The 22,208-nt window shown below is 63.3% G+C and carries 26 protein-coding genes and 1 riboswitch; of the genes, 21 read left to right on the top strand and 5 right to left on the bottom strand.

Features of this window, described 5'->3' with window-relative positions; all coding sequences use genetic code 11:
* The 6 genes from ACUTSC_RS09005 to modC all read left to right on the top strand — a co-directional run bounded on the left by ACUTSC_RS09005 (position 1) and on the right by modC (position 4,793).
* Complete coding sequence (locus ACUTSC_RS09005; protein ID WP_049201175.1) at positions 1–1,026, top strand: FecCD family ABC transporter permease; 1,026 nt, start codon at positions 1–3, stop codon at positions 1,024–1,026.
* A complete protein-coding gene (locus ACUTSC_RS09000) occupies positions 1,023–1,811 on the top strand; it encodes an ABC transporter ATP-binding protein (RefSeq protein WP_445653281.1) in 789 nt (262 codons plus the stop codon). Before ACUTSC_RS09005 ends, ACUTSC_RS09000 begins: the two co-directional genes overlap by 4 nt.
* A 146-nt stretch (positions 1,812–1,957) precedes the next feature.
* Entirely contained in the window at positions 1,958–2,107 is a 150-nt protein-coding gene (locus ACUTSC_RS08995) for an AcrZ family multidrug efflux pump-associated protein (protein ID WP_004939813.1), read from the top strand.
* Between the two features lie 158 nt (positions 2,108–2,265).
* Positions 2,266–3,039, top strand: a complete 774-nt coding sequence (modA, locus tag ACUTSC_RS08990) for a molybdate ABC transporter substrate-binding protein (protein WP_197766723.1) — start codon at positions 2,266–2,268, stop codon at positions 3,037–3,039.
* Positions 3,036–3,725, top strand: a complete 690-nt coding sequence (modB, locus tag ACUTSC_RS08985; RefSeq protein ID WP_445653280.1) for a molybdate ABC transporter permease subunit — start codon at positions 3,036–3,038, stop codon at positions 3,723–3,725. Before modA ends, modB begins: the two co-directional genes overlap by 4 nt.
* Positions 3,726–4,793 (top strand): molybdenum ABC transporter ATP-binding protein ModC, encoded by a 1,068-nt coding sequence (gene modC / locus ACUTSC_RS08980; protein ID WP_197773785.1) that lies wholly within the window; start codon positions 3,726–3,728, stop codon positions 4,791–4,793.
* A gap of 31 nt (positions 4,794–4,824) precedes the next feature.
* On the opposite strand, the gene ACUTSC_RS08975 is transcribed toward modC, so the two are convergent.
* The gene (locus ACUTSC_RS08975; RefSeq protein WP_445653328.1) at positions 4,825–5,643 is read right to left on the bottom strand and encodes a pyridoxal phosphatase; all 819 of its coding nucleotides are present in this window, start codon (positions 5,641–5,643) and stop codon (positions 4,825–4,827) included.
* A gap of 178 nt (positions 5,644–5,821) precedes the next feature.
* Between ACUTSC_RS08975 and pgl the strand changes: the two genes are divergently transcribed.
* Positions 5,822–6,817, top strand: coding sequence for a 6-phosphogluconolactonase (gene pgl / locus ACUTSC_RS08970; protein WP_445653279.1), 996 nt, complete (start codon positions 5,822–5,824; stop codon positions 6,815–6,817).
* Between the two features lie 67 nt (positions 6,818–6,884).
* Here pgl and ACUTSC_RS08965 read toward each other — a convergent pair whose 3' ends face one another.
* Positions 6,885–7,367 (bottom strand): kinase inhibitor, encoded by a 483-nt coding sequence (locus ACUTSC_RS08965; RefSeq protein ID WP_060420913.1) that lies wholly within the window; start codon positions 7,365–7,367, stop codon positions 6,885–6,887.
* Positions 7,368–7,523: 156 nt separating this feature from the next.
* Between ACUTSC_RS08965 and ACUTSC_RS08960 the strand changes: the two genes are divergently transcribed.
* Positions 7,524–7,925 (top strand): YkvA family protein, encoded by a 402-nt coding sequence (locus tag ACUTSC_RS08960; protein ID WP_038870940.1) that lies wholly within the window; start codon positions 7,524–7,526, stop codon positions 7,923–7,925.
* Between the two features lie 4 nt (positions 7,926–7,929).
* On the opposite strand, the gene bioA is transcribed toward ACUTSC_RS08960, so the two are convergent.
* The gene (gene bioA, locus ACUTSC_RS08955; RefSeq protein WP_197766720.1) at positions 7,930–9,204 is read right to left on the bottom strand and encodes an adenosylmethionine--8-amino-7-oxononanoate transaminase; all 1,275 of its coding nucleotides are present in this window, start codon (positions 9,202–9,204) and stop codon (positions 7,930–7,932) included.
* Positions 9,205–9,292: 88 nt separating this feature from the next.
* Between bioA and bioB the strand changes: the two genes are divergently transcribed.
* From bioB to bioD, 4 genes are read left to right on the top strand one after another with little or no spacing between them, the layout of a single operon-like run.
* Entirely contained in the window at positions 9,293–10,330 is a 1,038-nt protein-coding gene (gene bioB / locus ACUTSC_RS08950; RefSeq protein ID WP_025301918.1) for a biotin synthase BioB, read from the top strand.
* Complete coding sequence (gene bioF, locus ACUTSC_RS08945) at positions 10,330–11,481, top strand: 8-amino-7-oxononanoate synthase (RefSeq protein WP_197766719.1); 1,152 nt, start codon at positions 10,330–10,332, stop codon at positions 11,479–11,481. Before bioB ends, bioF begins: the two co-directional genes overlap by 1 nt.
* Complete coding sequence (bioC, locus tag ACUTSC_RS08940) at positions 11,465–12,232, top strand: malonyl-ACP O-methyltransferase BioC (protein ID WP_197766718.1); 768 nt, start codon at positions 11,465–11,467, stop codon at positions 12,230–12,232. The genes bioF and bioC overlap by 17 nt, the downstream gene beginning before the upstream one ends.
* Complete coding sequence (gene bioD, locus ACUTSC_RS08935; RefSeq protein ID WP_197766717.1) at positions 12,225–12,899, top strand: dethiobiotin synthase; 675 nt, start codon at positions 12,225–12,227, stop codon at positions 12,897–12,899. Before bioC ends, bioD begins: the two co-directional genes overlap by 8 nt.
* A gap of 27 nt (positions 12,900–12,926) precedes the next feature.
* On the opposite strand, the gene ACUTSC_RS08930 is transcribed toward bioD, so the two are convergent.
* Positions 12,927–13,649: an ATP-binding cassette domain-containing protein gene (locus tag ACUTSC_RS08930; RefSeq protein ID WP_197766716.1), complete on the bottom strand. Its 723-nt coding sequence runs from the start codon at positions 13,647–13,649 to the stop codon at positions 12,927–12,929.
* Positions 13,650–14,101: 452 nt separating this feature from the next.
* On the opposite strand from ACUTSC_RS08930, the gene ACUTSC_RS08925 reads away from it, so the two are divergent.
* The 3 genes from ACUTSC_RS08925 (at position 14,102) to ACUTSC_RS08915 (ending at position 17,135) form a co-directional block, all read left to right on the top strand.
* The gene (locus ACUTSC_RS08925) at positions 14,102–14,224 is read left to right on the top strand and encodes a hypothetical protein (RefSeq protein ID WP_255703093.1); all 123 of its coding nucleotides are present in this window, start codon (positions 14,102–14,104) and stop codon (positions 14,222–14,224) included.
* 531 nt (positions 14,225–14,755) lie between these two features.
* Entirely contained in the window at positions 14,756–16,768 is a 2,013-nt protein-coding gene (gene uvrB, locus ACUTSC_RS08920) for an excinuclease ABC subunit UvrB (protein ID WP_130018672.1), read from the top strand.
* A 100-nt stretch (positions 16,769–16,868) separates the two neighbouring features.
* Positions 16,869–17,135: a VF530 family protein gene (locus tag ACUTSC_RS08915; protein ID WP_445653278.1), complete on the top strand. Its 267-nt coding sequence runs from the start codon at positions 16,869–16,871 to the stop codon at positions 17,133–17,135.
* Positions 17,136–17,141: 6 nt separating this feature from the next.
* Here the strand turns inward: ACUTSC_RS08915 and ACUTSC_RS08910 are convergent, their stop codons facing one another.
* Complete coding sequence (locus ACUTSC_RS08910) at positions 17,142–18,059, bottom strand: uridine diphosphate-N-acetylglucosamine-binding protein YvcK (RefSeq protein ID WP_197766714.1); 918 nt, start codon at positions 18,057–18,059, stop codon at positions 17,142–17,144.
* Positions 18,060–18,318: 259 nt separating this feature from the next.
* A riboswitch (molybdenum cofactor riboswitch) is annotated at positions 18,319–18,463 on the top strand.
* Here ACUTSC_RS08910 and moaA point away from each other — a divergent pair.
* From moaA to ACUTSC_RS08880, 6 genes are all read left to right on the top strand, one after another.
* Positions 18,450–19,436, top strand: a complete 987-nt coding sequence (gene moaA / locus ACUTSC_RS08905; protein WP_197766713.1) for a GTP 3',8-cyclase MoaA — start codon at positions 18,450–18,452, stop codon at positions 19,434–19,436. (Overlaps the previous riboswitch by 14 nt.)
* Positions 19,437–19,583: 147 nt before the next feature.
* Positions 19,584–20,099, top strand: coding sequence for a molybdenum cofactor biosynthesis protein B (gene moaB / locus ACUTSC_RS08900; protein WP_197766712.1), 516 nt, complete (start codon positions 19,584–19,586; stop codon positions 20,097–20,099).
* Positions 20,100–20,102: 3 nt separating this feature from the next.
* Positions 20,103–20,582, top strand: coding sequence for a cyclic pyranopterin monophosphate synthase MoaC (moaC, locus tag ACUTSC_RS08895; RefSeq protein ID WP_033637506.1), 480 nt, complete (start codon positions 20,103–20,105; stop codon positions 20,580–20,582).
* Entirely contained in the window at positions 20,579–20,824 is a 246-nt protein-coding gene (gene moaD / locus ACUTSC_RS08890; protein WP_019453985.1) for a molybdopterin synthase sulfur carrier subunit, read from the top strand. The genes moaC and moaD overlap by 4 nt, the downstream gene beginning before the upstream one ends.
* 2 nt (positions 20,825–20,826) lie before the next feature.
* The gene (moaE, locus tag ACUTSC_RS08885) at positions 20,827–21,294 is read left to right on the top strand and encodes a molybdopterin synthase catalytic subunit MoaE (protein ID WP_197766711.1); all 468 of its coding nucleotides are present in this window, start codon (positions 20,827–20,829) and stop codon (positions 21,292–21,294) included.
* A gap of 130 nt (positions 21,295–21,424) precedes the next feature.
* Positions 21,425–22,135, top strand: coding sequence for a Bax inhibitor-1 family protein (locus ACUTSC_RS08880; protein ID WP_197766710.1), 711 nt, complete (start codon positions 21,425–21,427; stop codon positions 22,133–22,135).
* Positions 22,136–22,208: the final 73 nt, after the last annotated feature.

Genomic DNA, 22,208 nt, shown 5'->3' with positions numbered 1-22,208 from the left:
ATGATCCGGCGGTTACTGCCCGGCCGTGAGGCCGGCTGGCTGCTGTTGCTGGCGGCGGCGCTGCCGCTGGCCCTGCTGGGCGCCACCTTGTCGGGACCTGCGCCGATCGCGTGGCACGACGCCTGGCGCATCGTATTCGGCGTTAGCGGCAGCGCGGCGACCGATGCCGAGGTGTATCAGCGCATCATCTGGTCGCTGCGGATGCCGCGCGCGCTGTTGGCGGCGCTGGCCGGCGCCGGGCTGGCGTTGGCGGGCACCGTGCTGCAGTCGCTGACCCGCAACCCGCTGGCCGATCCCTGGGTGCTGGGGATCTCCTCCGGCGCCGGCGTGGGGGCGGTAACGGTATTGGTATTGGGGCTGGGGGGCGGCCTTTTGTCGGTGTCCGGCGGCGCGTTTATCGGCGCGCTGGGCGCGTTTGCGTTGGTGATGCTGCTGGCCGGGCGTTCGCTGCAGGGGGAGTCCACGCTGTTTATTCTGGCCGGGGTGGCGGTGACGCAGTTGCTTTCTGCGTTGACTTCGCTGATCACCCTCTGGCAGGCGGACGCCAACGCCACGCGCGGCGTGATGTTCTGGCTGCTGGGATCGTTCAGCGACGCGCGCTGGCCGCAGGTCGGGCTGTGCGGGCTGGCGCTGGCGGCGGCGCTGCTGCTTTGTTGGCTGCGGGCGGGTGAGCTGGACGCGCTGGCGTTCGGCGGCGTGACCGCCGCTTCGCTGGGGGTGGCGGTGGCCCCGCTGAAGCTGCTGCTGTATGTGGTGACCACCGCGCTGACGGCGGCGATCGTCGCGTTCAGCGGCGCGGTGGGATTTATCGGGCTGACGGTGCCGCACGTCGCCCGGCGGCTGGTCGGCTCGCGGCATCGGCTGCTGTTGCCGGCCAGCGCGCTGTGCGGCGCGCTGTTCGCCGTGGCGGCGGACACGCTGGCCAGAACGCTGTTTGCCCCGCGCGAGCTGCCGGTCGGCGTGTTGACGGCGCTGCTGGGGGTGCCGGTATTCCTGCTGTTGCTGTATCGGAAGGTCAATGCATGACGATTGAAAAAGCGCGATCCGGCCTGTGCGCCGAGGCGGTGAGCTGGCGAGCGGGCGAGCGCACGGTGCTGGAAAATCTGGATTTCTGCGCCTTGCCCGGAGAGGTCACCGGCGTGCTCGGCGTCAACGGCAGCGGTAAATCCACGTTGCTCAAGCTGCTGGCCGGGTTGCAGCCTGCCGCCGGGGGCCGCGTTTGGTTGGAAGGACGCGAAATTACCGCGTTTTCCGGGCGGGAGCGCGCCAGGCGCATCGCCTTTCTCGAGCAATCCGCCCCCGGCGCCTTCGCGCTGCCGGTGAAGGAGGCGGTGCTGCTGGGGCGCCTGGCCCATATCGGCCGCTGGCGCGGTTTCGGCCCCGAAGATCGCCGCCTCGCCGGGCAGGCGATGGAGCAAGTGGGCATCAACCACCTGGCCGATCGCGATTGGCAGCGGCTGTCCGGCGGCGAACGGCAGCGGGTGCACCTGGCGCGCGCGTTGGCGCAGCAAACGCCGTGGCTGCTGCTGGATGAGCCCGCCAACCATCTGGATATCGCCCATCAGCAGCAGTTTATGGCCTTGCTGCGGCGGCTGAAGCTCAGCGTGGTGGTGACGCTGCACGATCTGAATCTGGCCGCCTGCTATTGCGATCGGGTGGCGCTGCTGCAGTGGGGCAGGGTCTGCGCGGCGGGTGCGCCGCGGCAGGCGCTGACGCCGGAGAACATTCGCGCGGTGTACGGGGTGGAGGCCCGGCTGGCGGCGCCTGCCGGCTATGCGCCGCCGCTGATCTATTACCCCGCCCCGGCATGAGCCCGGTGGAAAGGGCACGTTTAGCCGATCACAATTTCGCCCCGCTGGCTAAAATAACTCCGGTTTTACCGATTTTTTTGGGTTAGAATAACCCGATATGCGGTGAAAGGCATTTGCCGCTCAATGGGCAGTTAAGCGAGGCTATCATGTTGGAATTATTGAAAAGTCTGTTGTTTGCCGTGGTCATGGTGCCGGTGGTCATGGCGCTGATCCTCGGCCTGATCTACGGTTTTGGCGAAGTGTTCAACGTCTTCTCCAAAGTGGGCCGTTCGAAAGAAAATCGCACCCAGCACTGACCGTTCCCCATCCTGATACCCGCCGGCATCGCCCGGCGGGCATTCCTCAAGTTATCTCACGCTTTGCCGATAAACCGCATGACAAGCTTTCGCGCAACGTTATATTATTTTTTATATAACGAAGAGTGATAATGCACGTTAACTTGCGGAGAAAAACAATGAAACAGCAATGGACCAAATGGGTTGGCGGGATCGTGTTGGCATCGGGCCTGGTGGCACAGGCTTCGGCGGCGGAAAAGATCACCGTGTTCGCCGCCGCGTCGCTGACCAACGCGCTGCAGGACATCGCCACCCAGTATCAAAAAGGCAAGGATGTGCAGGTGGTTTCCTCCTTTGCGTCCTCTTCGACGCTGGCGCGCCAAATTGAGCAGGGCGCCCCGGCCGATCTGTTCATCTCCGCCGATCAACAGTGGATGGATTACGCCATCGACAAGCAGCAGATGGTGAAAGACACCCGCTATACGCTGCTGGGCAACGAACTGGTGCTGATCGCCGCCAAGAGCGATAAGCAAGATAAGATCGCCATCGACAAGCAGACCGACTGGACCACGCTGCTCAACGGCGGCCGTCTGGCGGTGGGCGATCCGGATCACGTGCCGGCCGGTATCTACGCCAAAGAGGCGCTGGAACACCTGGGCGCCTGGAGCGCGCTGGAGCCGAAACTGGCGCGCGCCAACAACGTGCGCAGCGCGATGGCGCTGGTGGAGCGCGGTGAAGCGCCGCTCGGCATCGTCTACGGCTCCGACGCGGTCGCCAGCGACAAGGTGAAAGTGGTGGGCGTATTCCCGGAAGACAGCCACAAACCGGTTGAATATCCGATGGCGATGGTGAAAGATCGTCAAAATCCGACGGTCAGCGCTTTCTATACCTATCTGAAGGGCCCGGAAGCGGCCGCTATTTTTGAACATTATGGATTCACCCCGCGTAAATGATTCTGAGTGAGTACGAGTGGCAGGCGGTTGAGCTGAGCCTGAAAGTCTCCGGTTTGGCGGTGGTCTGCAGCCTGCCGTTCGGCATTCTGATGGCCTGGGTGCTGGTGCGTTGCCGCTTTCCCGGCAAGGCGCTGCTGGACGGCGTCATTCACCTGCCCCTGGTGCTGCCCCCGGTGGTGGTCGGCTATTTGCTGCTGATCGCCATGGGGCGGCGCGGCGTCATCGGCGAGTGGCTGTACGACTGGTTCGGCTTCAGCTTCAGCTTTAGCTGGCGCGGCGCCGCGCTGGCATCGGCGGTGGTGGCGTTTCCGCTGATGGTGCGCGCCATCCGGCTGGCGCTGGAGGCGGTGGATACCCGGCTGGAGCAGGCGGCGCGCACGCTGGGCGCCAACCCGTGGCGGGTGTTTTTCACCATCACGCTGCCGCTGTCGCTGCCCGGCGTCATTGTCGGCGTGGTGCTGGCCTTCGCCCGCTCGCTGGGGGAGTTCGGCGCCACCATCACCTTCGTCTCCAACATTCCCGGTGAAACCCGCACCATTCCGCTGGCGATGTACACGCTGATCGAAACGCCGTGGGCGGAAGCCGCCGCCGCGCGGCTGTGCGTGATCGCCATCGTGCTGTCGCTGGCTTCGCTGATGGTGTCCGAATGGCTGGCCCGCTGGGGCCGCAAACGGATGGGGGTGTAAATGCTGGAGCTGGATTTCTCGCAGCAGCTGGGCGACCTTAATCTCAACGTCCGCGCCGATTTGCCGGCGCAGGGCATCACCGCGATTTTCGGCCTGTCCGGCGCGGGCAAAACTTCCCTGATCAACGCCATCGGTGGCCTGACCCGTTTGCAGCAGGGGCGCATCGCGCTCAATGGCCGCACGCTGGTGGATACCGCCGCGGGCCTTTGCCTGCCGCCGGAAAAGCGCCGTATCGGCTACGTGTTTCAGGATGCACGGCTGTTCCCGCACTATCGGGTGCGCGGCAACCTGCAGTACGGCATGGCGGCCGGCATGCGCGCACAGTTCAACACCATCGTCGAGCTGCTGGGCATCGGGCCGTTGCTCAATCGGCTGCCGCTGACGCTCTCCGGCGGTGAAAAACAGCGGGTGGCGATCGGCCGCGCGCTGCTGACCGCGCCGGAACTGCTGCTGATGGACGAGCCGCTGGCCTCGCTCGATCTGCCGCGTAAACGCGAGCTGCTGCCGTATCTGGAGCGGTTGGCGCAGGACGTCAACATCCCCATCCTCTACGTCAGCCATAGCCTGGACGAGATCCTGCGCCTGGCCGAGCAGGTGATGGTGCTGGATCGCGGCGAGGTGCGTGCGTTCGGCGGGCTGGAAGCCGTCTGGGCCAGCAGCGCGCTGCGGCCGTGGCTGCAGCGTGAAGATCAGAGCAGCGTGCTGCGCGTCAGCGTGATTGAGCATCATCAGCGCTATGCCATGACCGCGCTGGCGCTCGGCGATCAAAGGCTGTGGGTCAGCGGTATCGACGCTGAACTGGGCACCCAGCTGCGCATTCGCATCAACGCCGCCGACGTCTCGCTGGTGCTGCAGCCACCGCTCAACAGCAGCATTCGCAACGTGTTGCCGGCCAAGGTAAGCGAGTGTCTGGACGTGGACGGGCAGGTGGAAGTGAAGCTGGCGGTCGGGGAACACGTGCTGTGGGCGCGGATCACGCCGTGGGCGCGCGACGAACTGGCGATCCGCCCCGGGCAGTGGCTGTACGCGCAGGTGAAGAGCGTGTCGATCAGCCGCGAGAGCCGCTAAGACAGGCCCTCCCGGCGGGAGGGCGAAAAGATTACAGCACGCGGGTGCGGATCACCTCGGCGATGCCCGGCTGCAGGTTATCGGCGATCACCAGATTGGCGCGTTCCTTGATCGCGTCATCGGCGTTGCCCATCGCCACGCCCAACCCGACCGTTTCCAGCATGCTGATGTCGTTGTAGTTGTCGCCGAACGCCACCACCTGATCCATGCTCAGCCCCTGCGACTCCACCCATTGGCGCAGGCGCTTGCCTTTGCTGTTGCCGCCTTTGGCGATATCCACCTGATCGTGCCAGGACCATTCGCACGCCAGCCCCAGCTCTTTCTCCACCGTGTCGGCAAACTCGCGCAGCGCCAGGGTATCGGCGTGCGAGGTGGCGAATTTCCAGATCGCCTGCGCGTCGTCGGCCGCCTGCGCCAGGCTGCCGACCTGCAGCAGCGTTGGGCGCTGCGCCGCCGGCAGGGTTTCGGCCCAGGCCAGCGAGCGGGTCACGTGGCCGCTCGGCTCCTGGTAGAGCATGGCGTCGTCAACGTACATCAGCCCGTGAATGTCGGTCTGTTTGAGCATCTGCAGCACCTGCTTGGCCTGATCTTTCGCCAGCGGATCGGCCGTCAGCACCTTTTTCTGCTGAAAATCATACAGGTAGGTGCCGTTGCAGCAGATGGCCGGGGTGTCTATCTGCAGCGCCTGGTAGAACGGATGGATAGCGACGTGGTGGCGGCCGGTGACCACCACCACCTGGATGCCGGCGGCGCGCGCCTGCGCCAGCGCTTCCAGCGATTGCGGTAAGATGCGTTTTTGGTTGTCCAGCAGGGTGCCGTCAAGATCGAGGGCGATGACGCGGTAGCTCATAGGGTTCTCGTTATCGTTAGCCATAAAATTAATCCGATGGTACACCGGATAGCCAACGGAGAAAACCGCGTGAGCTTCCGGTGCTAAGCGGGGTTGCCATGCGACGGATGTGCGGTAAGCTAGGGGCAATCGAACGGCCTGAAACCGGTTCCTCTTTTACCCTTTGCAAGGAGAACACATGAAGCAAATCGTTTATGTCGCCAGCCCGGAGAGCCAGCAGATCCACGTTTGGCAGTTGGACGACGCCGGCGCGCTGGCGCTGCTGCAAACCGTTGACGTGCCGGGCCAGGTGCAGCCGATGACCCTTCATCCGGACAAGACCCACCTGTACGTCGGCGTACGTCCGGCGTTCGGCATCGTCAGCTACCGCATCGAGGCGGACGGCACGCTGCAGCAGGCCGGCATGGCGCCGCTGCCGGGCAGCCCGACCCATATCTCCACCGATTTGCAGGGGCGTTACCTGTTCTCCGCCTCCTACAGCGGCAACTGCGCCAGCATCAGCCCGATCGGCCACGACGGCGTGGTGACGGCGCCTATTCAGCAGATCGACGGCCTGACCGCGCCGCACTCGGCGAACATCGATCCGACCAACCAACTGGTGCTGGTGCCGTGCCTGAAAGAAGACCGCATCCGCCTGTTCAACCTGAGCCTGGCGGGCCAGCTGACGCCGCACGCGCAGGAAGCGGTGGCGACCGCCGCCGGCGCGGGGCCGCGTCATATGGCGTTCCACCACAACGACAAGTTCGCCTACTGCGTCAATGAGCTGGACGGTACGGTGGACGTGCTGGCCATCTCGGAAAACGGCGGTCACTACACAGTGACGCAGACGCTGGACATCATGCCGGCCGACTTCGACGGCACCCGCTGGGCGGCGGACATTCATATCACGCCGAACGGCCGCTTCCTGTACACCAGCGATCGCACCGCCAGCATTCTGACCATCTTCAGCGTTTCCGAAGACGGCGGCACGCTGAGCGTGGTCGGCTATCACCCGACCGAAGCGCAGCCGCGCGGTTTCAATATCGATCACAGCGGCCGCTTCGTGATTTCGTCCGGCCAGAAGTCCGATCACATCGTGGTGCATGAGATTGATCAGCGCAGCGGCGAGTTGACCACGCTGGCGCGTTATCCGGTGGGCAAAGGCCCGATGTGGGTGAGCGTGCTGGCGAAGTAATTCGGCGGTCAGACGGGTATGGAAAAAGCGCGGTTCGGTTGAATCGCGCTTTTTTATTGGCGGGGGATCAGTTGAACGTCACCGTCAGCGTGGCGCTGCCGAGGCTGTGGAAATGGACGTTAAAGCCCACCAGCGCACCGCTGGATCCCTCATCCACTTCGATACGCTCCACGTCCAGCGCATGCACGGTGAACTGGTAGCGGTGGCTCTCGCCCTCTGGCGGCGCCGCGCCGCCGTAGCCGGCTGAGCCGAAGTCGGTGCGGGTCTGCAGTGCGCCGGCGGGCAGCGGCGCTTTGCCGGAGCCCGCGCCCTGCGGCAGCTCGCGCACGTCGGCGGGAATGTTGGCCACGATCCAGTGCCACCAGCCGGAGCCGGTCGGGGCATCGGGATCGTAAACGGCGATCACGAAGCTCTTGGTGCCGGCCGGCACGCCGTCCCAGGCCAGGTGCGGCGACAGGTTATCGCCGTGGTAGCCCATGCCGTTGAAGACCTGCGCCTGCGGCAGTTTGCCGCCGTCCTGCAGATCGTTGCTGTACAAACGAAAAGCCATAGTGACTCCCAGTTGTCGGTAAACGCGGACCCTTAAGCTAGATCGTTTCGCCGTGACAATACAAGTGGGATTGCCATTCGCCAACGGCGGCGCGGATCGGTTACCATGGCCGCATCTTCCTTTCTACAGACCGCCGGATAGCCAAACAACGCCACCATGATCTCACTGAAAAAACGCACGCCGTGGTTCGGCTGGCTGCGCCGTTGGGCCAAAAGCATCAAGCGCGATATTTACGCGCTGTGGCTGGCCGCCCGTGATAAGCGCACCCCGTGGTACGCCAAACTGATCGCGCTGCTGGTGGCCGGCTATGCGATCTCGCCGATCGATCTGATCCCTGACTTTATTCCGGTGCTGGGCTATCTGGATGACGTAATCATCGTGCCGTTGGGCATCATGCTGGCGGTGCGCCTGATCCCCAAGCCGCTGATGGCCGAGCTGCGCGAGAAGGCGCAAAAGCGCGTCGATAACCCCACCGGCCGCATGGCGGCGGCGATGATCATTTTACTTTGGCTGCTGTGCCTGGGCCTGCTGGCCCGCTATCTGGACCAGCATTGGTAAGGCATTAACGCGCGGCGGCGGCGACGGCGGCGGTCAGGCGGCTGAGCTGTTCCGCTTCGATGATGTAAGGCGGCATCAGGTAAATCAACTTGCCGAACGGCCGGATCCACACCCCGCGTTCGACGAACCCGCGCTGCAGATCGGCGACGTTCACCGGTTCGCGCATCTCCACCACCCCAATCGCCCCCAGCACCCGCACGTCCGCCACCTTCGGCAGCGCCGCTAACGGCAGCAGTTCCTGTTTCAGCTGGGCTTCGATGGTGCTCACCTGCGCCTGCCAGCGATTTTCCGCCAGCAGCGCCAGGCTGGCGTCCGCCACCGCGCAGGCCAGCGGGTTGCCCATAAAGGTTGGCCCGTGCATAAAGCAGCCGGCCGCGCCGTTGCTGATGGTCTCCGCCACGTGGCGGGTGGTCAGGGTGGCGGACAGCGTCATGTAGCCGCCGGTCAGCGCCTTGCCCAGGCAGAGAATGTCCGGCACCACCTGTGCGTGCTCGCAGGCGAACAGCTTGCCGGTGCGGCCGAAGCCGGTGGCGATCTCGTCGGCGATCAGCAGCACCTGATGGCGATCGCACAGCTCGCGCACCCGCTTAAGGTAGGTCGGATGGTAGATACGCATGCCGCCGGCGCCTTGCACCACCGGTTCCAGGATCACCGCCGCCACTTCACCGGCGTGCTGCTCCAGCAGCGCGGCGAACGGTGCAATATCTTCTTCACGCCATTCTTCGTCAAAGCGGCACTGCGGCGCGGTGGCGAACAGGTGCGGCGCCAGGTAGCCCTGATAGAGGCTGTGCATCGAGTTGTCCGGATCGCAGACCGACATCGCGCCGAAGGTATCGCCGTGATAGCCGTGGCGCAGCGTCAGGATGCGCTGCCGGCGCTCGCCGCGCGCCTGCCAGTACTGTAGCGCCATCTTCAGCGACACTTCCACCGCCACCGAACCGGAGTCCGCCAGGAACACGCACTGCAGCGCTTCCGGCGTCATCTCCACCAGCCGACGGCACAGCGAGATAGCGGCCGGATGGGTAATACCGCCGAACATCACGTGCGACATCTTCTCCAACTGCCGGCTGGCGGCCTGATTCAGGCGCGGGTGGTTGTAACCGTGGATCGCCGCCCACCAGGAGGACATGCCGTCCACCAGACGCCGGCCGTCCGCCAGCTGCAGTTCGACGCCGCTGGCCGATTCGATCGGATAACAGGGTAACGGGCGGCTCATGGAGGTGTAGGGGTGCCAGATATGACGTTGGTCAAACGCCAGGTCGGAAGCGGTCACAGACATACTTGTAAACCAAATTGAATTAAGATTGGTTGACAGTATATCCACAATATTTAAACTGGCGACACTTTTTCGTTTTGGAGACGCCATGATGGCCGACCGCATTCACTGGACAGTAGGGCAAGCCCAGGCCCTGTTTGATAAACCGCTGCTGGAACTGCTGTTCGAAGCGCAAACCGTACACCGCCAGCACTTCGACCCGCGTCAGGTGCAGGTCAGCACGCTGCTGTCGATCAAGACCGGCGCTTGCCCGGAAGACTGCAAATACTGCCCGCAGAGCTCACGCTACAAGACCGGCCTGGAGTCGGAGCGGTTGATGCAGGTCGAGCAGGTGCTGGAATCGGCACGCAAGGCCAAAGCGAACGGCTCGACCCGTTTTTGCATGGGCGCGGCGTGGAAGAACCCGCACGAGCGCGATATGCCTTATCTGCAGCAGATGGTGCAGGGCGTAAAAGCGATGGGCATGGAAACCTGCATGACGCTGGGCACGCTGGACGGCACTCAGGCCGAGCGGTTGGCGGAAGCCGGGCTGGATTATTACAACCATAACCTCGATACCTCGCCGGAGTTCTACGGCAGCATCATCACCACCCGCAGCTACCAGGAACGCCTGGATACGCTCGACAAAGTGCGCGACGCCGGCATCAAAGTGTGCTCCGGCGGCATCGTCGGGCTGGGTGAAACGGTGCGCGACCGCGCCGGACTGCTGGTGCAGCTGGCCAACCTGCCGAAGCCGCCGGAGAGCGTGCCGATCAACATGTTGGTGAAGGTAAAAGGCACGCCGCTGGCGGATAACGACGACGTCGATCCGTTTGACTTTATCCGCACCATCGCGGTGGCGCGCATCATGATGCCGTCCTCTTATGTCCGCCTCTCCGCCGGCCGTGAACAGATGAACGAACAGACGCAGGCGATGTGCTTTATGGCCGGCGCCAACTCGATCTTCTACGGTTGCAAGCTGCTGACCACGCCGAACCCGGAAGAAGACAAGGACCTGCAGCTGTTCCGCAAGCTGGGGCTGAACCCGCAGCAGACCGCCACCGAACACGGCGACAACCAGCAACAGCAGGTGCTGGCTAAGCAACTGCTGAACGCCGATACCGCCGAGTTTTACAACGCGGCGCTGTGATGAGCTGGCCACAACGCATTGAGCAGGCGCTGGCAGAGCGGCGCCTCAACGCCGCCTATCGTCGGCGACAGGCCACCGAGGGCGGCAATGGCCGCCAGATCCGGCTCGGCGATCGTCTCTACCTGAACTTCTCCGGCAACGACTACCTGGGGCTGAGCCAGGACGCGCGGGTAATCGCCGCCTGGCAGCAGGGCGCGCAGCGTTACGGCGTCGGCAGCGGCGGTTCGGGCCACGTTACCGGCTTTTGCGCGGCGCATCAGGCGCTGGAGGAGCAACTGGCGGCGTGGCTCGGCTATCCGCGCGCGCTGCTGTTCATCTCCGGTTACGCCGCCAACCAGGCGGTGCTGGCGGCGTTGATGCAAAAGGGCGATCGCATTTTGGCCGATCGCCTCAGCCACGCCTCGCTGCTGGAGGCGGCGGCGCAGTCGCCGGCCGAGCTGCGCCGCTTCCAGCACAATCAACCGCAGGCGCTGGCAGATCTGCTGGCCAAACCCTGTGAAGGGCAGCGGCTGGCGGTGACCGAAGGGGTGTTCAGCATGGACGGCGACGGTGCACCGTTGGCGGAATTGCATCGCTTAACCCGCGCGACGGGCGCCTGGCTGATGGTAGACGATGCCCACGGCGTCGGCGTGCGCGGCGAGCAAGGCCGCGGCAGCTGCTGGCAGCAGGGTGTGCGCCCTGAACTGCTGGTGGCCACCTTCGGCAAGGCGTTCGGCGTCAGCGGCGCGGCGGTGCTGTGCGATGAGGCGACCGCCGAGTATCTGCTGCAGTTCGCCCGCCATCTGATTTACAGCACCGCGATGCCGCCGGCGCAGGCCTGCGCGCTGCAGGCGGCGCTGGCCTGCATTCGAGAGGGCGATGAACTGCGTGCCCGGCTGCGGGACAACATTCGGCGTTTCCGCCAGGGCGCGGCGCCGCTGGCGCTGACCCTGACGGACTCCGACACCGCCATCCAGCCGCTGCTGGTGGGTGACAATCAACGTGCGCTCGATCTGGCTATCCGCCTGCGCGAGCGCGGGCTGTGGGTGAGCGCCATCCGCCCACCGACGGTACCGCCGGGCGGCGCGCGGCTGCGCATTACCCTGACGGCGGCGCATCAGCCGCAGGACATCGAGCGCCTGCTGGAGGTATTGCATGACGTCAGCCAATGACGTGGTGAACAAACAGGCGGTCGCTTCGGCCTTCAGCCGCGCCGCCGGCAGCTACGACGCCGCCGCCGCGCTGCAGCGTGACGTTGGCGAGCGCTTACTGGGGATGGGGAGTGCCCATCCGGGCGAATGGCTGCTGGATGCCGGCTGCGGCACCGGCTATTTCAGCCGACTGTGGCGTGAGCGCGGCAAGCAGGTGACCGCGCTCGATCTGGCGCCGGGCATGCTGGACGTCGCCCGTCAACGGCAGGCGGCGCACCATTATCTGCTGGGCGATATCGAACAGGTGCCGCTGCCCGATGCGGCGATGGACATCTGTTTCAGCAGCCTGGTGGTGCAGTGGTGCAGCGATCTGCCCGCCGCGCTGGCGGAGCTGTATCGCGTGACCCGCCCCGGCGGCGCGATCCTGTTTTCCACGCTGGCGGCGGGATCGCTGCAGGAGCTGGGGGACGCCTGGCAACAGGTGGACGGCGAGCGCCACGTGAACGCCTTTCTGCCGCTGGCGCAGATCCGCGCCGCCTGTGCTGACTACCGACACGAGCTGGTCACGGAGTTGCGCACCCTGAACTACCCGGACGTGATGACGCTGATGCGTTCGCTCAAGGGCATTGGGGCCACGCACCTGCATCAGGGGCGCGAGGGCGGCCTGATGTCGCGCGGCCGTCTCGCCGCGCTGCAGGCGGCTTACCCGTGCCGGCAGGGGCAGTTCCCGCTCAGCTATCATCTGGTTTATGGAGTGATTTATCGTGATTAAACGTTGGTTCGTGACCGGCACCGACACCGAGGTCGGAAAAACCGTCGCCAGCAGCGCCTTGCTGCAGGCCGCCAACCGGGCGGGCTACCGCAGCGCCGGTTATAAGCCGGTAGCTTCCGGCAGCGAGATGACCACCGAGGGGCTGCGCAACGGCGACGCGCTGGCGCTGCAGGCCAACAGCGGCGTGGTGCTCCGCTACGACGAAGTGAACCCTTACGTTTTTGCCGAACCGACCTCGCCGCATATCATCAGCGCCGATGAAGGCCGGCCGATCGAGGCGGCGCGGCTGTCCGACGGCCTGCGCCGGCTGGAGCAGCGCGCCGACTGGGTGCTGGTCGAGGGCGCGGGCGGATGGTTTACCCCGCTGTCGGCAGAGTACACCTTCGCCGACTGGGTGCAGCAGGAGCAGCTGCCGGTGATCCTGGTGGTGGGCATTAAACTGGGCTGCATCAACCACGCGGTGCTGACGGCGCAGGCGGTGCAACAGGCGGGGCTGACGCTGGCCGGTTGGATCGCCAACGACGTGACGCCGCCGGGGCGGCGGCATCAGGAATACCTGGCCACGCTGCGCCGCATGCTGCCGGCGCCGCTGCTGGGCGAAATCCCGCACCTGCCGCAGGCTGAGCAGGCACCGCTGGGGGAGTATCTGGATATCAGCCTGCTATAAACGCTCCATGAGGGGGGCTTCTCTCCCTCATCCTTCTTCTTGCCCTGTCAGCCCGGTACCGATCAACGCCTCATCCAGCTGCGCCAGCGCGCCGTGCGCCACCGTGCGCCCGCTGTCCAACAGGCAGAAGCGGTCCGCCACCCGGCGCACGAACGGCAGCTGATGCTCCACCAGTAAAATGGTCATGCCCAATTCGCGGTTGAGCCGGCGGATCACGTTGCCGATGTCGGCGGCGATCGAGGGCGGTACGCCCGCCGTCGGTTCGTCGAGGATCAGCAGCGCCGGCTCCTGAGCCAGCGCCCGACCAATCGCCAGCTGGCGTTGGGCGCCCACGCACAGATCGCCGGCGCGGCGCGCGCGCATCTGACGCAAATGGGGAAACAGGCTGTAGATCAGCGGCGGAATGCGGCGAGGGGCGCCGCGCCCGGCCATTTGCGCCACCTGCAGATTTTCCTCCACGCTCAGCTGCGAAAAAAGCTGCCGCCCCTGGGGCACGTGGCTGATGCCCAGCGCGGCGCGGCGCTCCATCGGCTGCAGCAGCAGATTTTGCGGCGGCTGATCTGCCGGTTGCCAGGTCATGCTGCCGCTTACCACCGGCACATGCCCCATGATGCAGTTGACCAGCGTGGTCTTGCCCACGCCGTTGCGGCCGAGCAGCACGGTGCACTGGCCGCGCGGCAGCTCCAGGTTGATGTCCCACAGGGTGTGGTTCTGCCCGTAAAATTGATTGACCGATCTCAGGCTCAGCATTTGGCATTCTCCTCATAGACGCCCGTTTCACTCGTTGGCGAGGACTGCAAAGGCCGCATGCGCGGCGAATTTCCCGAGTGTGGCAATGTCTGGAACAAAATGCCGTCCGTCCGATGAGCCAGAGTAAGGTCTGCGGTGGACGGAATGACAGTCAATATGTCGTTAAAAACGACGCTTGTGACGACTTGGTGTCGTTCTTGCGCTTTTACGGGCGATAGCGCCGCGGAGATTACGCGTCGCGACAGGCAGCGCATCATGCTGTCGCACCGCATTTATGCGCAGGAAGATAAAGCAACTCTCAGGCCAGTTTTACCGCCGGGTGAAAATGGGGATTGTTATCGCCTTGTTAACCGCTAACCAGGCCTGACGTGCGCTGCCGTGGCGGCCCGAAAATACGCGGGGAAGTTAACCCGGACGTTTTTTGCACTCTTGTGGTGCTCTTCGGTGAGGGCATGGTGCAAGGCATTGCGCCGCCGTCAAGAGCGATCCGCGAGAAAGGGGCCGATGCGATTTTGGCAATGGGGATTTTTAGTATTAATCGGCATAAACAAAGCGATATTTTTATGAAAAAATAACTAAAAAAGCCATTTTAGCGGGTGTAAAGGGCGAAAAGCTTTCTTTCTGTAACTCCCGCCCCGGGCGGGGCGGTGAGAGTTATCCACTATTCCTGTGGATAACCTTGTGTATTAGATTTAGAAAAACGCTGTAAAGCGAGAGCGGACGCGGGTTCTGTTCGCTTTGCCCGCATTCTCGTCTTTTTATTAAATTTGTTATATATCAATATATTAATTAAAATCAAGACGCAGGGTTATTGATCAGGTCTCTATGTATGATTTTTCGACGCGGTGCTATCAATAAGTTAATTCGCGGCAAGTTCTGGGGATAAATCTGTTATTGACAATAAAAATGTCACCCGGCTGTAACGTCACGGTGCAGCGGCGTGGCCGCAGTGCCGGGCGTAGCGACGAATCCGCTTGAAGCTGGTTTTATATCCAGTATCATGGGCACTGGCGCAAATCGCCGACACTTTCCATAATTAGGGGCCACGTCCGGCGCAGAGCCGGCTGGCCGCCTGAGCGCGCGCATCTCCACAGGGTAGCCGAGCAATGAGTAAACTTTTCAAACTGCATTCCGAGTTCAAACCGGCCGGCGATCAGCCGGAAGCCATCCGCAAGCTGGAAGAGGGGCTGGAAGACGGCCTGGCACATCAGACGCTGCTGGGGGTCACCGGTTCGGGCAAGACATTCACCATCGCCAACGTGATAGCCGATCTGAATCGGCCGACCATGGTGCTGGCGCCGAACAAGACGCTGGCGGCGCAGCTGTACGGCGAGATGAAAGCGTTTTTCCCGGAGAATGCGGTGGAATACTTCGTCTCCTACTACGACTACTACCAGCCGGAAGCCTACGTGCCCAGCTCCGACACCTTCATTGAAAAAGACGCTTCGGTGAACGAGCACATCGAGCAGATGCGCCTTTCCGCCACCAAGGCGCTGCTGGAGCGGCGCGACGTGGTGGTGGTGGCGTCGGTATCGGCGATCTACGGCCTGGGCGATCCGGATCTTTACCTGAAGATGATGCTGCACCTGACCCAGGGCATGATCATCGATCAGCGATCCATTTTGCGCCGTCTGGCGGAGCTGCAGTACTCCCGCAACGATCAGGCTTTCCAGCGCGCTACCTTCCGCGTGCGCGGCGAGGTGATTGACATTTACCCGGCGGAATCGGACGAGCTGGCGCTGCGCGTCGAGCTGTTCGATGAAGAAGTGGAGCGGCTGTCGCTGTTCGATCCGCTGACCGGGCAGATCGAGCAGGTGGTGCCGCGTTTTACCATCTACCCGAAATCGCACTACGTGACGCCGCGTGAGCGGATCATGCAGGCGATGGAAGAGATCAAGGTCGATCTGGCGGACCGCCGCAAGGTGCTGCTGGCCAACAACAAGCTGCTGGAAGAGCAGCGCCTGACGCAGCGCACCCAGTTCGATCTGGAGATGATGAACGAGCTGGGTTACTGCTCGGGCATCGAAAACTACTCGCGCTACCTGTCCGGGCGCGGCGAGGGCGAGCCGCCGCCGACGCTGTTCGACTACCTGCCGGCGGACGGCCTGCTGGTGGTCGACGAATCCCACGTCACCATTCCGCAGATCGGCGCGATGTTCAAGGGCGACCGCGCGCGTAAGGAAACGCTGGTGGAGTACGGCTTCCGCCTGCCGTCGGCGCTGGACAACCGCCCCTTGCGCTTCGAGGAGTTCGAGGCGCTGGCACCGCAGACCATCTATGTTTCCGCGACGCCGGGCAAATATGAGCTGGAGAAATCCGGCGGCGATCTGATCGATCAGGTGGTGCGGCCGACCGGGCTGCTGGATCCGATCGTGGAAGTGCGGCCGGTGGGCACCCAGGTGGACGATCTGCTCTCCGAGATCCGCAAGCGCGCGGCGATCAACGAGCGCGTGCTGGTGACCACCCTGACCAAACGCATGGCGGAAGACCTGACCGAATACCTGGAAGAGCATGGTGAGCGCGTGCGCTACCTGCACTCGGACATCGATACCGTGGAACGGGTCGAAATCATCCGTGACCTGCGTCTGGGCGAGTTCGACGTGCTGGTGGGCATCAACCTGTTGCGTGAGGGGCTCGACATGCCTGAGGTGTCGCTGGTGGCGATTCTGGACGCCGACAAGGAAGGCTTCCTGCGTTCCGAACGTTCGCTGATCCAGACCATCGGCCGCGCGGCGCGTAACCTGAACGGCAAGGCGATCCTGTATGGCGATCGCATCACCGATTCGATGGCCAAGGCGATCGGCGAAACCGAGCGGCGCCGCGCCAAACAGCAGGCCTACAACGAAGCCAACGGCATCGTGCCGCAGGGGCTGAACAAGAAGATCGGCGACATTCTGCAGATCGGCCAGCCGGTCAACCGTGCCAAGAGCAAAGGCAAGGGCAAGGCGCTGGACGGCGGCGCGCCGCTTCAGAACCTCACGCCGAAAGCGCTGGATCAGAAAATCCGCGATCTGGAGGCGCAAATGTATACCCACGCGCAAAACCTGGAGTTCGAGCAGGCGGCTGCGCTGCGCGACGAGATCCACCAGCTGCGCGAGCAGTTCATCGCGATTTCCTGACCGTTGGACGGCGCCCGCGCTGTGGGCGTCAAAATTCCTTGTCGGCCGCGTCAAAGCTGTTATGGTGTGCGGCCCGATTTGACCACGAAGAGTACCGAACATGAGCCAACACCAGTCCAAAGACCCGCTGCACGGCATGACGCTGGAGCAACTGCTGAATAAACTGGTGGATCACTACGGTTGGTCCGAGCTGGGCGCGCGCATTCGCATCAACTGCTTCCGCAGCGATCCGAGCATCAAGTCCAGTCTGAAATTTTTGCGTCGCACGCCCTGGGCGCGCAAAGAGGTGGAAGACCTGTATATCGATATGGTCAGCCATCCCGCCCCAGCCAGCGATAATCCCTGGCTGCGCGGGCGAGACGGTTAAATTCGGTCAGCGGCGGTCGGCCAGCTCCACCAGGGCTTGATCCAGCGCCTGGCGCAGCAGCTGGCGATCGTGGCGATAAGGGATGTCGCTCGCTTCCAGCGGTTGCTGAATCACCACCCGATCCTGCACTTCACTGGCGTCCACCGCCGGGCCGACGATCAGCGCATCGATCATCCGGCGGCCGATTTTCTCTTCCATCAGCGTCAGCTTATCCTGTAGCGACAGCGCCGCGGCGGCCACGCTCAGCTCGCGACCGAGGTTGCCGATATAGATCATGCTGGCGCTGCTGCGACGCAGCGCCTGGGTGAGATCGTCCAGCAGCAGCAGCGGCATCAGGCTGGTGAGGAAACTGCCCGGCCCGATCAGGATCACGTCGGCCTGCGCGATGGCGTCCAGCGCTTCGCGCGTGGCGCTGACCGGCGGTGACAGCATCAGTTCCTGCGGCATATGCGCCAGCTGGTCGACATTCACTTCACCGTAAACGTGATTGCCTTCGTGATCGTGCGCCATCAAATCCACCGGCTGTTCCGACATCGGGATCAGCGCCGCGTCCACCTTCAGCAGGCTGCGCACCAGGTTGATCGCTTCCAGCGGGCGCACGCTCAGGTGATCAAGCGCTTTCAGCATCAGGTTGCCGAGGTTGTGGCCGGCCAGCTCACCGTTGCCGCTGAAGCGGTATTCGAACATCGCCGAGGCGACGCTCGGTTCGGTGATCAGCTGGTTGAGACAGTTACGGGTATCGCCCCAGGCAATGCCGCCTTCCGAGCGGCGGATGCGGCCGGTGGAACCGCCGTTGTCGGTGGTGGTGACGATGCCGGTCAGGCGGGAGCCTAAGGACGACAGGGCCGACATCACACGGCCCAGACCGTGTCCGCCGCCTAACGCCACCACGCGGTCGAGATCGGCCAGGGTACGATTACGCATAAATTTCCTTACAAAGGGGCTGAACTGCCCGCATAAGGTAGCGGATCCGGCATAAAAACGCGATAAGAGTGTCATTTGCGTGATTCCGGTCAATTCGTCCGCGCAAGTGATGTTTATCATGGTTTACCTGAATACGCGGCGTCTAAAAACGCTGTATAGAAAATTATATAGCGAATTTACGCGTTGGCTATCGTTGCCGATTAGCGCTAGAATTCTGCTGAAAACCACGGTTTCGTTCCGGCTACTCAAGGTAGCGGGAAGAGAAATCAAACTCCTAGCCCCTGCGCCTACGTTGTTCATCCGGAACGATATGGCGCCTGGGCCGTGGCGAAGTCAGCCACCAGGGTGCAGAGGGGAAACGCTCGCATCTCCCGACTTTGGAAAGGTGTTATGGTGCCGCAACTCATTGATGCTTATGAGCGCAAGTTCTATTACCTGCGCTTGTCGATCACCGACGTGTGCAACTTTCGTTGCACCTATTGTCTGCCCGACGGCTACAAGCCGAGCGGCAGCCCGAAAAGCTTCCTGTCGCTGGATGAAATCCGCCGCGTCAGCCGCGCGTTCGCCGAACTGGGCACCGAAAAGGTGCGCCTGACCGGCGGCGAGCCTTCGCTGCGCCGCGATTTTACCGAGATCATCGCCGCCGTGCGGGAAAACCCGGCCATCCGTACCCTGGCTGTCACCACTAACGGCTACCGTCTGGCGCGCGACGTCGCCGCCTGGCGTGACGCCGGTCTGACGGCGATTAACGTCAGCGTCGACAGCCTGGATCCCCGCCAGTTTCACGCCATCACCGGTCAGGACAAGTTCCGCCAGGTGATGGACGGCATCGACGCCGCCTTCAGCGCCGGTTTCAGCAAGGTCAAGGTCAATGCGGTGCTGATGCGCGACGTTAACCACCAGCAGCTCGGCGCCTTTCTCGCCTGGATCAAAGACCGGCCGATCCAGCTGCGTTTTATCGAACTGATGGAAACCGGCGAGGGCGGCGGGCTGTTTCGCAAACACCACGTTTCCGGCGAAGTGATTCGCCGGCAGCTGGAGCAGCAGGGCTGGCAGCGCCAGGCGCGCGGCCGCAGCGACGGCCCGGCGCAGGTGTTCAGCCACCCGGACTACCAGGGTGAGGTGGGTCTTATCATGCCTTATGAGAAAGACTTCTGCGCCAGCTGCAACCGGCTGCGCGTTTCTTCCATCGGCAATCTGCACCTGTGCCTGTTCGGCGAGCAGGGGGTGCCCCTGCGCGATCTGCTGGCAGAGGACGGCCAGCTCGACGCGCTGAAGGCGCGCATCCAGAGCGGGCTGCTGAGCAAGAAGCAGACCCATTTCCTGCATCAGGGCAACAGCGGGATCACCCAGAATCTGTCGTTTATCGGCGGCTGATACCCACAGATTTCAAGCCGCAGCGTTGTTGGCTGCGTGCGCTCACCCCAGTCACTTACCGGAGTAAGCTCCTGGGGATTTACGCACTGGCCGCCTGGCTGCAACTTGAAATCTGTGGGGTATCTCAGAATAGGAGCTTATTGAACCATGAGCCATGCGAGCAGCGAGTTTATTCCGGCGCATATCGCCATCCTGACCGTGTCCGACAGCCGTGGCGCGGCGGAAGACACCTCCGGCCAATATCTGCAGGACGCGGCGCAGGAAGCCGGCCATCAGGTGGTGGATCGCGCCATCGTCAAAGATGACATTTACCAGATCCGCGCACGGGTTTCCGCGTGGATCGCCGATGACAACGTGCAGGCGGTGTTGATCACCGGCGGCACCGGTTTTACCGCCCGCGACAACACGCCGGAAGCGCTGTTGCCGCTGTTCGACAGAGAGGTGGAAGGGTTCGGTGAACTGTTCCGCATGGTGTCGTACGAAGAGATCGGCACTGCGACGATCCAGTCGCGCGCGCTGGCCGGCCTGGCCAACCGCACGGTGATTTTCGCCATGCCGGGCTCCACCCGCGCCTGCCGCACCGCCTGGGAGCGGATTATCGAAGAGCAGTTGGACGCGCGCCATCGCCCGTGCAACTTCCAGCCTCACTTGAAGAAGTCCTGAGTCATGACACAGCTAACCCACATTAACGCCGCCGGCGAAGCCCATATGGTTGACGTGTCCGCCAAGGCCGAAACGGTACGCGAGGCGCGCGCCGAAGCCTTCGTCGAGATGCTGCCCGCCACGCTGGCGATGATCGTCGACGGCAGCCATCACAAGGGCGACGTGTTCGCCACGGCGCGCATCGCCGGCATTCAGGCGGCCAAACGCACCTGGGAGCTGATCCCGCTGTGCCACCCGCTGATGCTGAGCAAGGTCGAAGTGCAGCTGGAGGCGCAAACGCAGCACAGCCGGGTGCGCATCGAAACCTGCTGCCGGCTGACCGGCAAAACCGGCGTCGAGATGGAGGCGCTGACCGCCGCCTCGGTGGCGGCATTGACCATCTATGACATGTGCAAAGCGGTACAGAAAGACATGGTGATCGGCCCAGTGCGTCTGCTGGCGAAAAGCGGCGGCAAATCCGGCGATTTTAAGGTGAACGTATGATCGATATTCTTTTCTTCGCGCAGGTGCGCGAACTGGTGGGCACCGGCGGCCTGTCGATGCCGGCGGATTACCCGACCGTCGAGGCGCTGCGCCAGGCGCTGTGCGCGCGCGGCGATCGCTGGGCGCTGGCGCTGGAGTCCGGCAAGCTGTTGGCGGCGGTCAATCAGTCGCTGGTGGCGGCGGACCATCCGCTGCGCGCCGGCGATGAAGTGGCCTTCTTCCCGCCGGTCACCGGGGGGTAAGCATGGAAAATACCCGCATTCGCGTGGGCGAAGCGCCGTTCAACGTCGGCGACGAGTACCAGTGGCTGGCGCAGTGCGACGCCGATGGCGCGGTGGTGACCTTCACCGGCAAGGTGCGCAACCATAATCTGGGTGACGACGTCAGCGCGCTGACGCTGGAACACTACCCTGGCATGACCGAGAAGGCGCTGGCGGAGATCGTGGCCGAGGCGCGCAACCGTTGGCCGCTGCAGCGGGTGACGGTGATCCACCGCGTCGGTGCTCTGTATCCCGGCGACGAGATCGTGTTCGTCGGCGTGACCGGCGCGCACCGCAGCATGGCGTTCGCCGCCAGCGAGTTCATCATGGACTACCTGAAGACTCGCGCGCCGTTCTGGAAGCGCGAAGCGACCGGCCAGGGCGATCGTTGGGTAGACGCCCGCGACAGCGATCGCGAGGCCGCGCAGCGCTGGCACGACGCGGCTAAATAACGCGTCAACAGCGGAAACAAATCAAGACCTTTGCCGCTTTCGCCCGGCATATTCTGTGGTACGCTTATAGCAGGCGAGGCCCCGTTCGCGGGGCTTCGGAATCTTGTTTACAACGCAAAAGGTAACCGTCATGGACCGATATCCACGCTCTAATGGTTCAATCGTCGAACGTGCCAACAGCGGCATTCAGGCCTACATGGCGCAGGTTTACGGCTGGATGACCTGCGGTCTGCTGCTTACGGCGTTCGTTTCCTGGTATGCGGCCAACACGCCCGCGATCCTCAACTTCATCTTCTCCAGCCAGATCACCTTCTTCGGCCTGATCATCGCCCAACTGGCGCTGGTGTTCGTGATTTCCGGCATGGTCAACCGCCTGAGCGGCGCGGTGGCCACTTCGCTGTTCATGCTGTACTCGGCGCTGACCGGGCTGACGCTGTCGAGCATCTTCATCGCCTACACCTACAGCTCGATCGCCAGCACCTTCGTAGTCACCGCCGGCATGTTCGGCGCCATGAGCCTGTACGGTTACACCACCAAGCGCGATCTGAGCGGCTTCGGCAGCATGCTGTTCATGGCGCTGATCGGCATCGTGCTGGCCTCGCTGGTGAACATCTGGCTGAAAAGCACCGCGCTGATGTGGGCGATTACCTACATCGGGGTGGTGGTGTTCGTCGGCCTGACCGCGTACGACACGCAAAAACTCAAGGCGATGGGCGAGCAGCTGAACGCCGGTGATAAAGACAGCTTCCGCAAGTACGCCATCGTCGGCGCGTTGACGCTGTATCTCGACTTCATCAACCTGTTCCTGATGTTGCTGCGTATCTTCGGCAACCGTCGCTAAATCCGTCGTCTTTCAAGCCATAGGGTATCTGGCGATCAAAAAAGCTCTGCAGCTCGGCTGCAGAGCTTTTTTT

This window comes from Serratia sp. TSA_105.2 (assembly GCF_052692115.1).
This window is presented reverse-complemented; position numbering and strand designations above follow the sequence as displayed.

What these genes read in the sequence shown, in the direction of transcription:
- moaA (WP_197766713.1), top strand. Translation starts at nt 18,450, where the DNA reads ATGGTGCCGCAACTCATTGATGCTTATGAGCGCAAGTTCTATTACCTG.
- modC (WP_197773785.1), top strand. Translation starts at nt 3,726, where the DNA reads ATGCTGGAGCTGGATTTCTCGCAGCAGCTGGGCGACCTTAATCTCAAC.
- bioB (WP_025301918.1), top strand. Translation starts at nt 9,293, where the DNA reads ATGGCCGACCGCATTCACTGGACAGTAGGGCAAGCCCAGGCCCTGTTT.
- uvrB (WP_130018672.1), top strand. Translation starts at nt 14,756, where the DNA reads ATGAGTAAACTTTTCAAACTGCATTCCGAGTTCAAACCGGCCGGCGAT.
- modB (WP_445653280.1), top strand. Translation starts at nt 3,036, where the DNA reads ATGATTCTGAGTGAGTACGAGTGGCAGGCGGTTGAGCTGAGCCTGAAA.
- ACUTSC_RS08965 (WP_060420913.1), bottom strand. Translation starts at nt 7,367, where the DNA reads ATGGCTTTTCGTTTGTACAGCAACGATCTGCAGGACGGCGGCAAACTG.
- ACUTSC_RS08960 (WP_038870940.1), top strand. Translation starts at nt 7,524, where the DNA reads ATGATCTCACTGAAAAAACGCACGCCGTGGTTCGGCTGGCTGCGCCGT.
- bioA (WP_197766720.1), bottom strand. Translation starts at nt 9,204, where the DNA reads ATGTCTGTGACCGCTTCCGACCTGGCGTTTGACCAACGTCATATCTGG.
- bioC (WP_197766718.1), top strand. Translation starts at nt 11,465, where the DNA reads ATGACGTCAGCCAATGACGTGGTGAACAAACAGGCGGTCGCTTCGGCC.
- ACUTSC_RS08975 (WP_445653328.1), bottom strand. Translation starts at nt 5,643, where the DNA reads ATGAGCTACCGCGTCATCGCCCTCGATCTTGACGGCACCCTGCTGGAC.
- moaC (WP_033637506.1), top strand. Translation starts at nt 20,103, where the DNA reads ATGACACAGCTAACCCACATTAACGCCGCCGGCGAAGCCCATATGGTT.
- ACUTSC_RS09000 (WP_445653281.1), top strand. Translation starts at nt 1,023, where the DNA reads ATGACGATTGAAAAAGCGCGATCCGGCCTGTGCGCCGAGGCGGTGAGC.
- moaD (WP_019453985.1), top strand. Translation starts at nt 20,579, where the DNA reads ATGATCGATATTCTTTTCTTCGCGCAGGTGCGCGAACTGGTGGGCACC.
- ACUTSC_RS08880 (WP_197766710.1), top strand. Translation starts at nt 21,425, where the DNA reads ATGGACCGATATCCACGCTCTAATGGTTCAATCGTCGAACGTGCCAAC.
- ACUTSC_RS09005 (WP_049201175.1), top strand. Translation starts at nt 1, where the DNA reads ATGATCCGGCGGTTACTGCCCGGCCGTGAGGCCGGCTGGCTGCTGTTG.
- ACUTSC_RS08930 (WP_197766716.1), bottom strand. Translation starts at nt 13,649, where the DNA reads ATGCTGAGCCTGAGATCGGTCAATCAATTTTACGGGCAGAACCACACC.
- ACUTSC_RS08925 (WP_255703093.1), top strand. Translation starts at nt 14,102, where the DNA reads ATGGTGCAAGGCATTGCGCCGCCGTCAAGAGCGATCCGCGAGAAAGGG.
- bioF (WP_197766719.1), top strand. Translation starts at nt 10,330, where the DNA reads ATGAGCTGGCCACAACGCATTGAGCAGGCGCTGGCAGAGCGGCGCCTC.
- ACUTSC_RS08915 (WP_445653278.1), top strand. Translation starts at nt 16,869, where the DNA reads ATGAGCCAACACCAGTCCAAAGACCCGCTGCACGGCATGACGCTGGAG.
- moaB (WP_197766712.1), top strand. Translation starts at nt 19,584, where the DNA reads ATGAGCCATGCGAGCAGCGAGTTTATTCCGGCGCATATCGCCATCCTG.
- modA (WP_197766723.1), top strand. Translation starts at nt 2,266, where the DNA reads ATGAAACAGCAATGGACCAAATGGGTTGGCGGGATCGTGTTGGCATCG.
- ACUTSC_RS08995 (WP_004939813.1), top strand. Translation starts at nt 1,958, where the DNA reads ATGTTGGAATTATTGAAAAGTCTGTTGTTTGCCGTGGTCATGGTGCCG.
- pgl (WP_445653279.1), top strand. Translation starts at nt 5,822, where the DNA reads ATGAAGCAAATCGTTTATGTCGCCAGCCCGGAGAGCCAGCAGATCCAC.
- moaE (WP_197766711.1), top strand. Translation starts at nt 20,827, where the DNA reads ATGGAAAATACCCGCATTCGCGTGGGCGAAGCGCCGTTCAACGTCGGC.
- ACUTSC_RS08910 (WP_197766714.1), bottom strand. Translation starts at nt 18,059, where the DNA reads ATGCGTAATCGTACCCTGGCCGATCTCGACCGCGTGGTGGCGTTAGGC.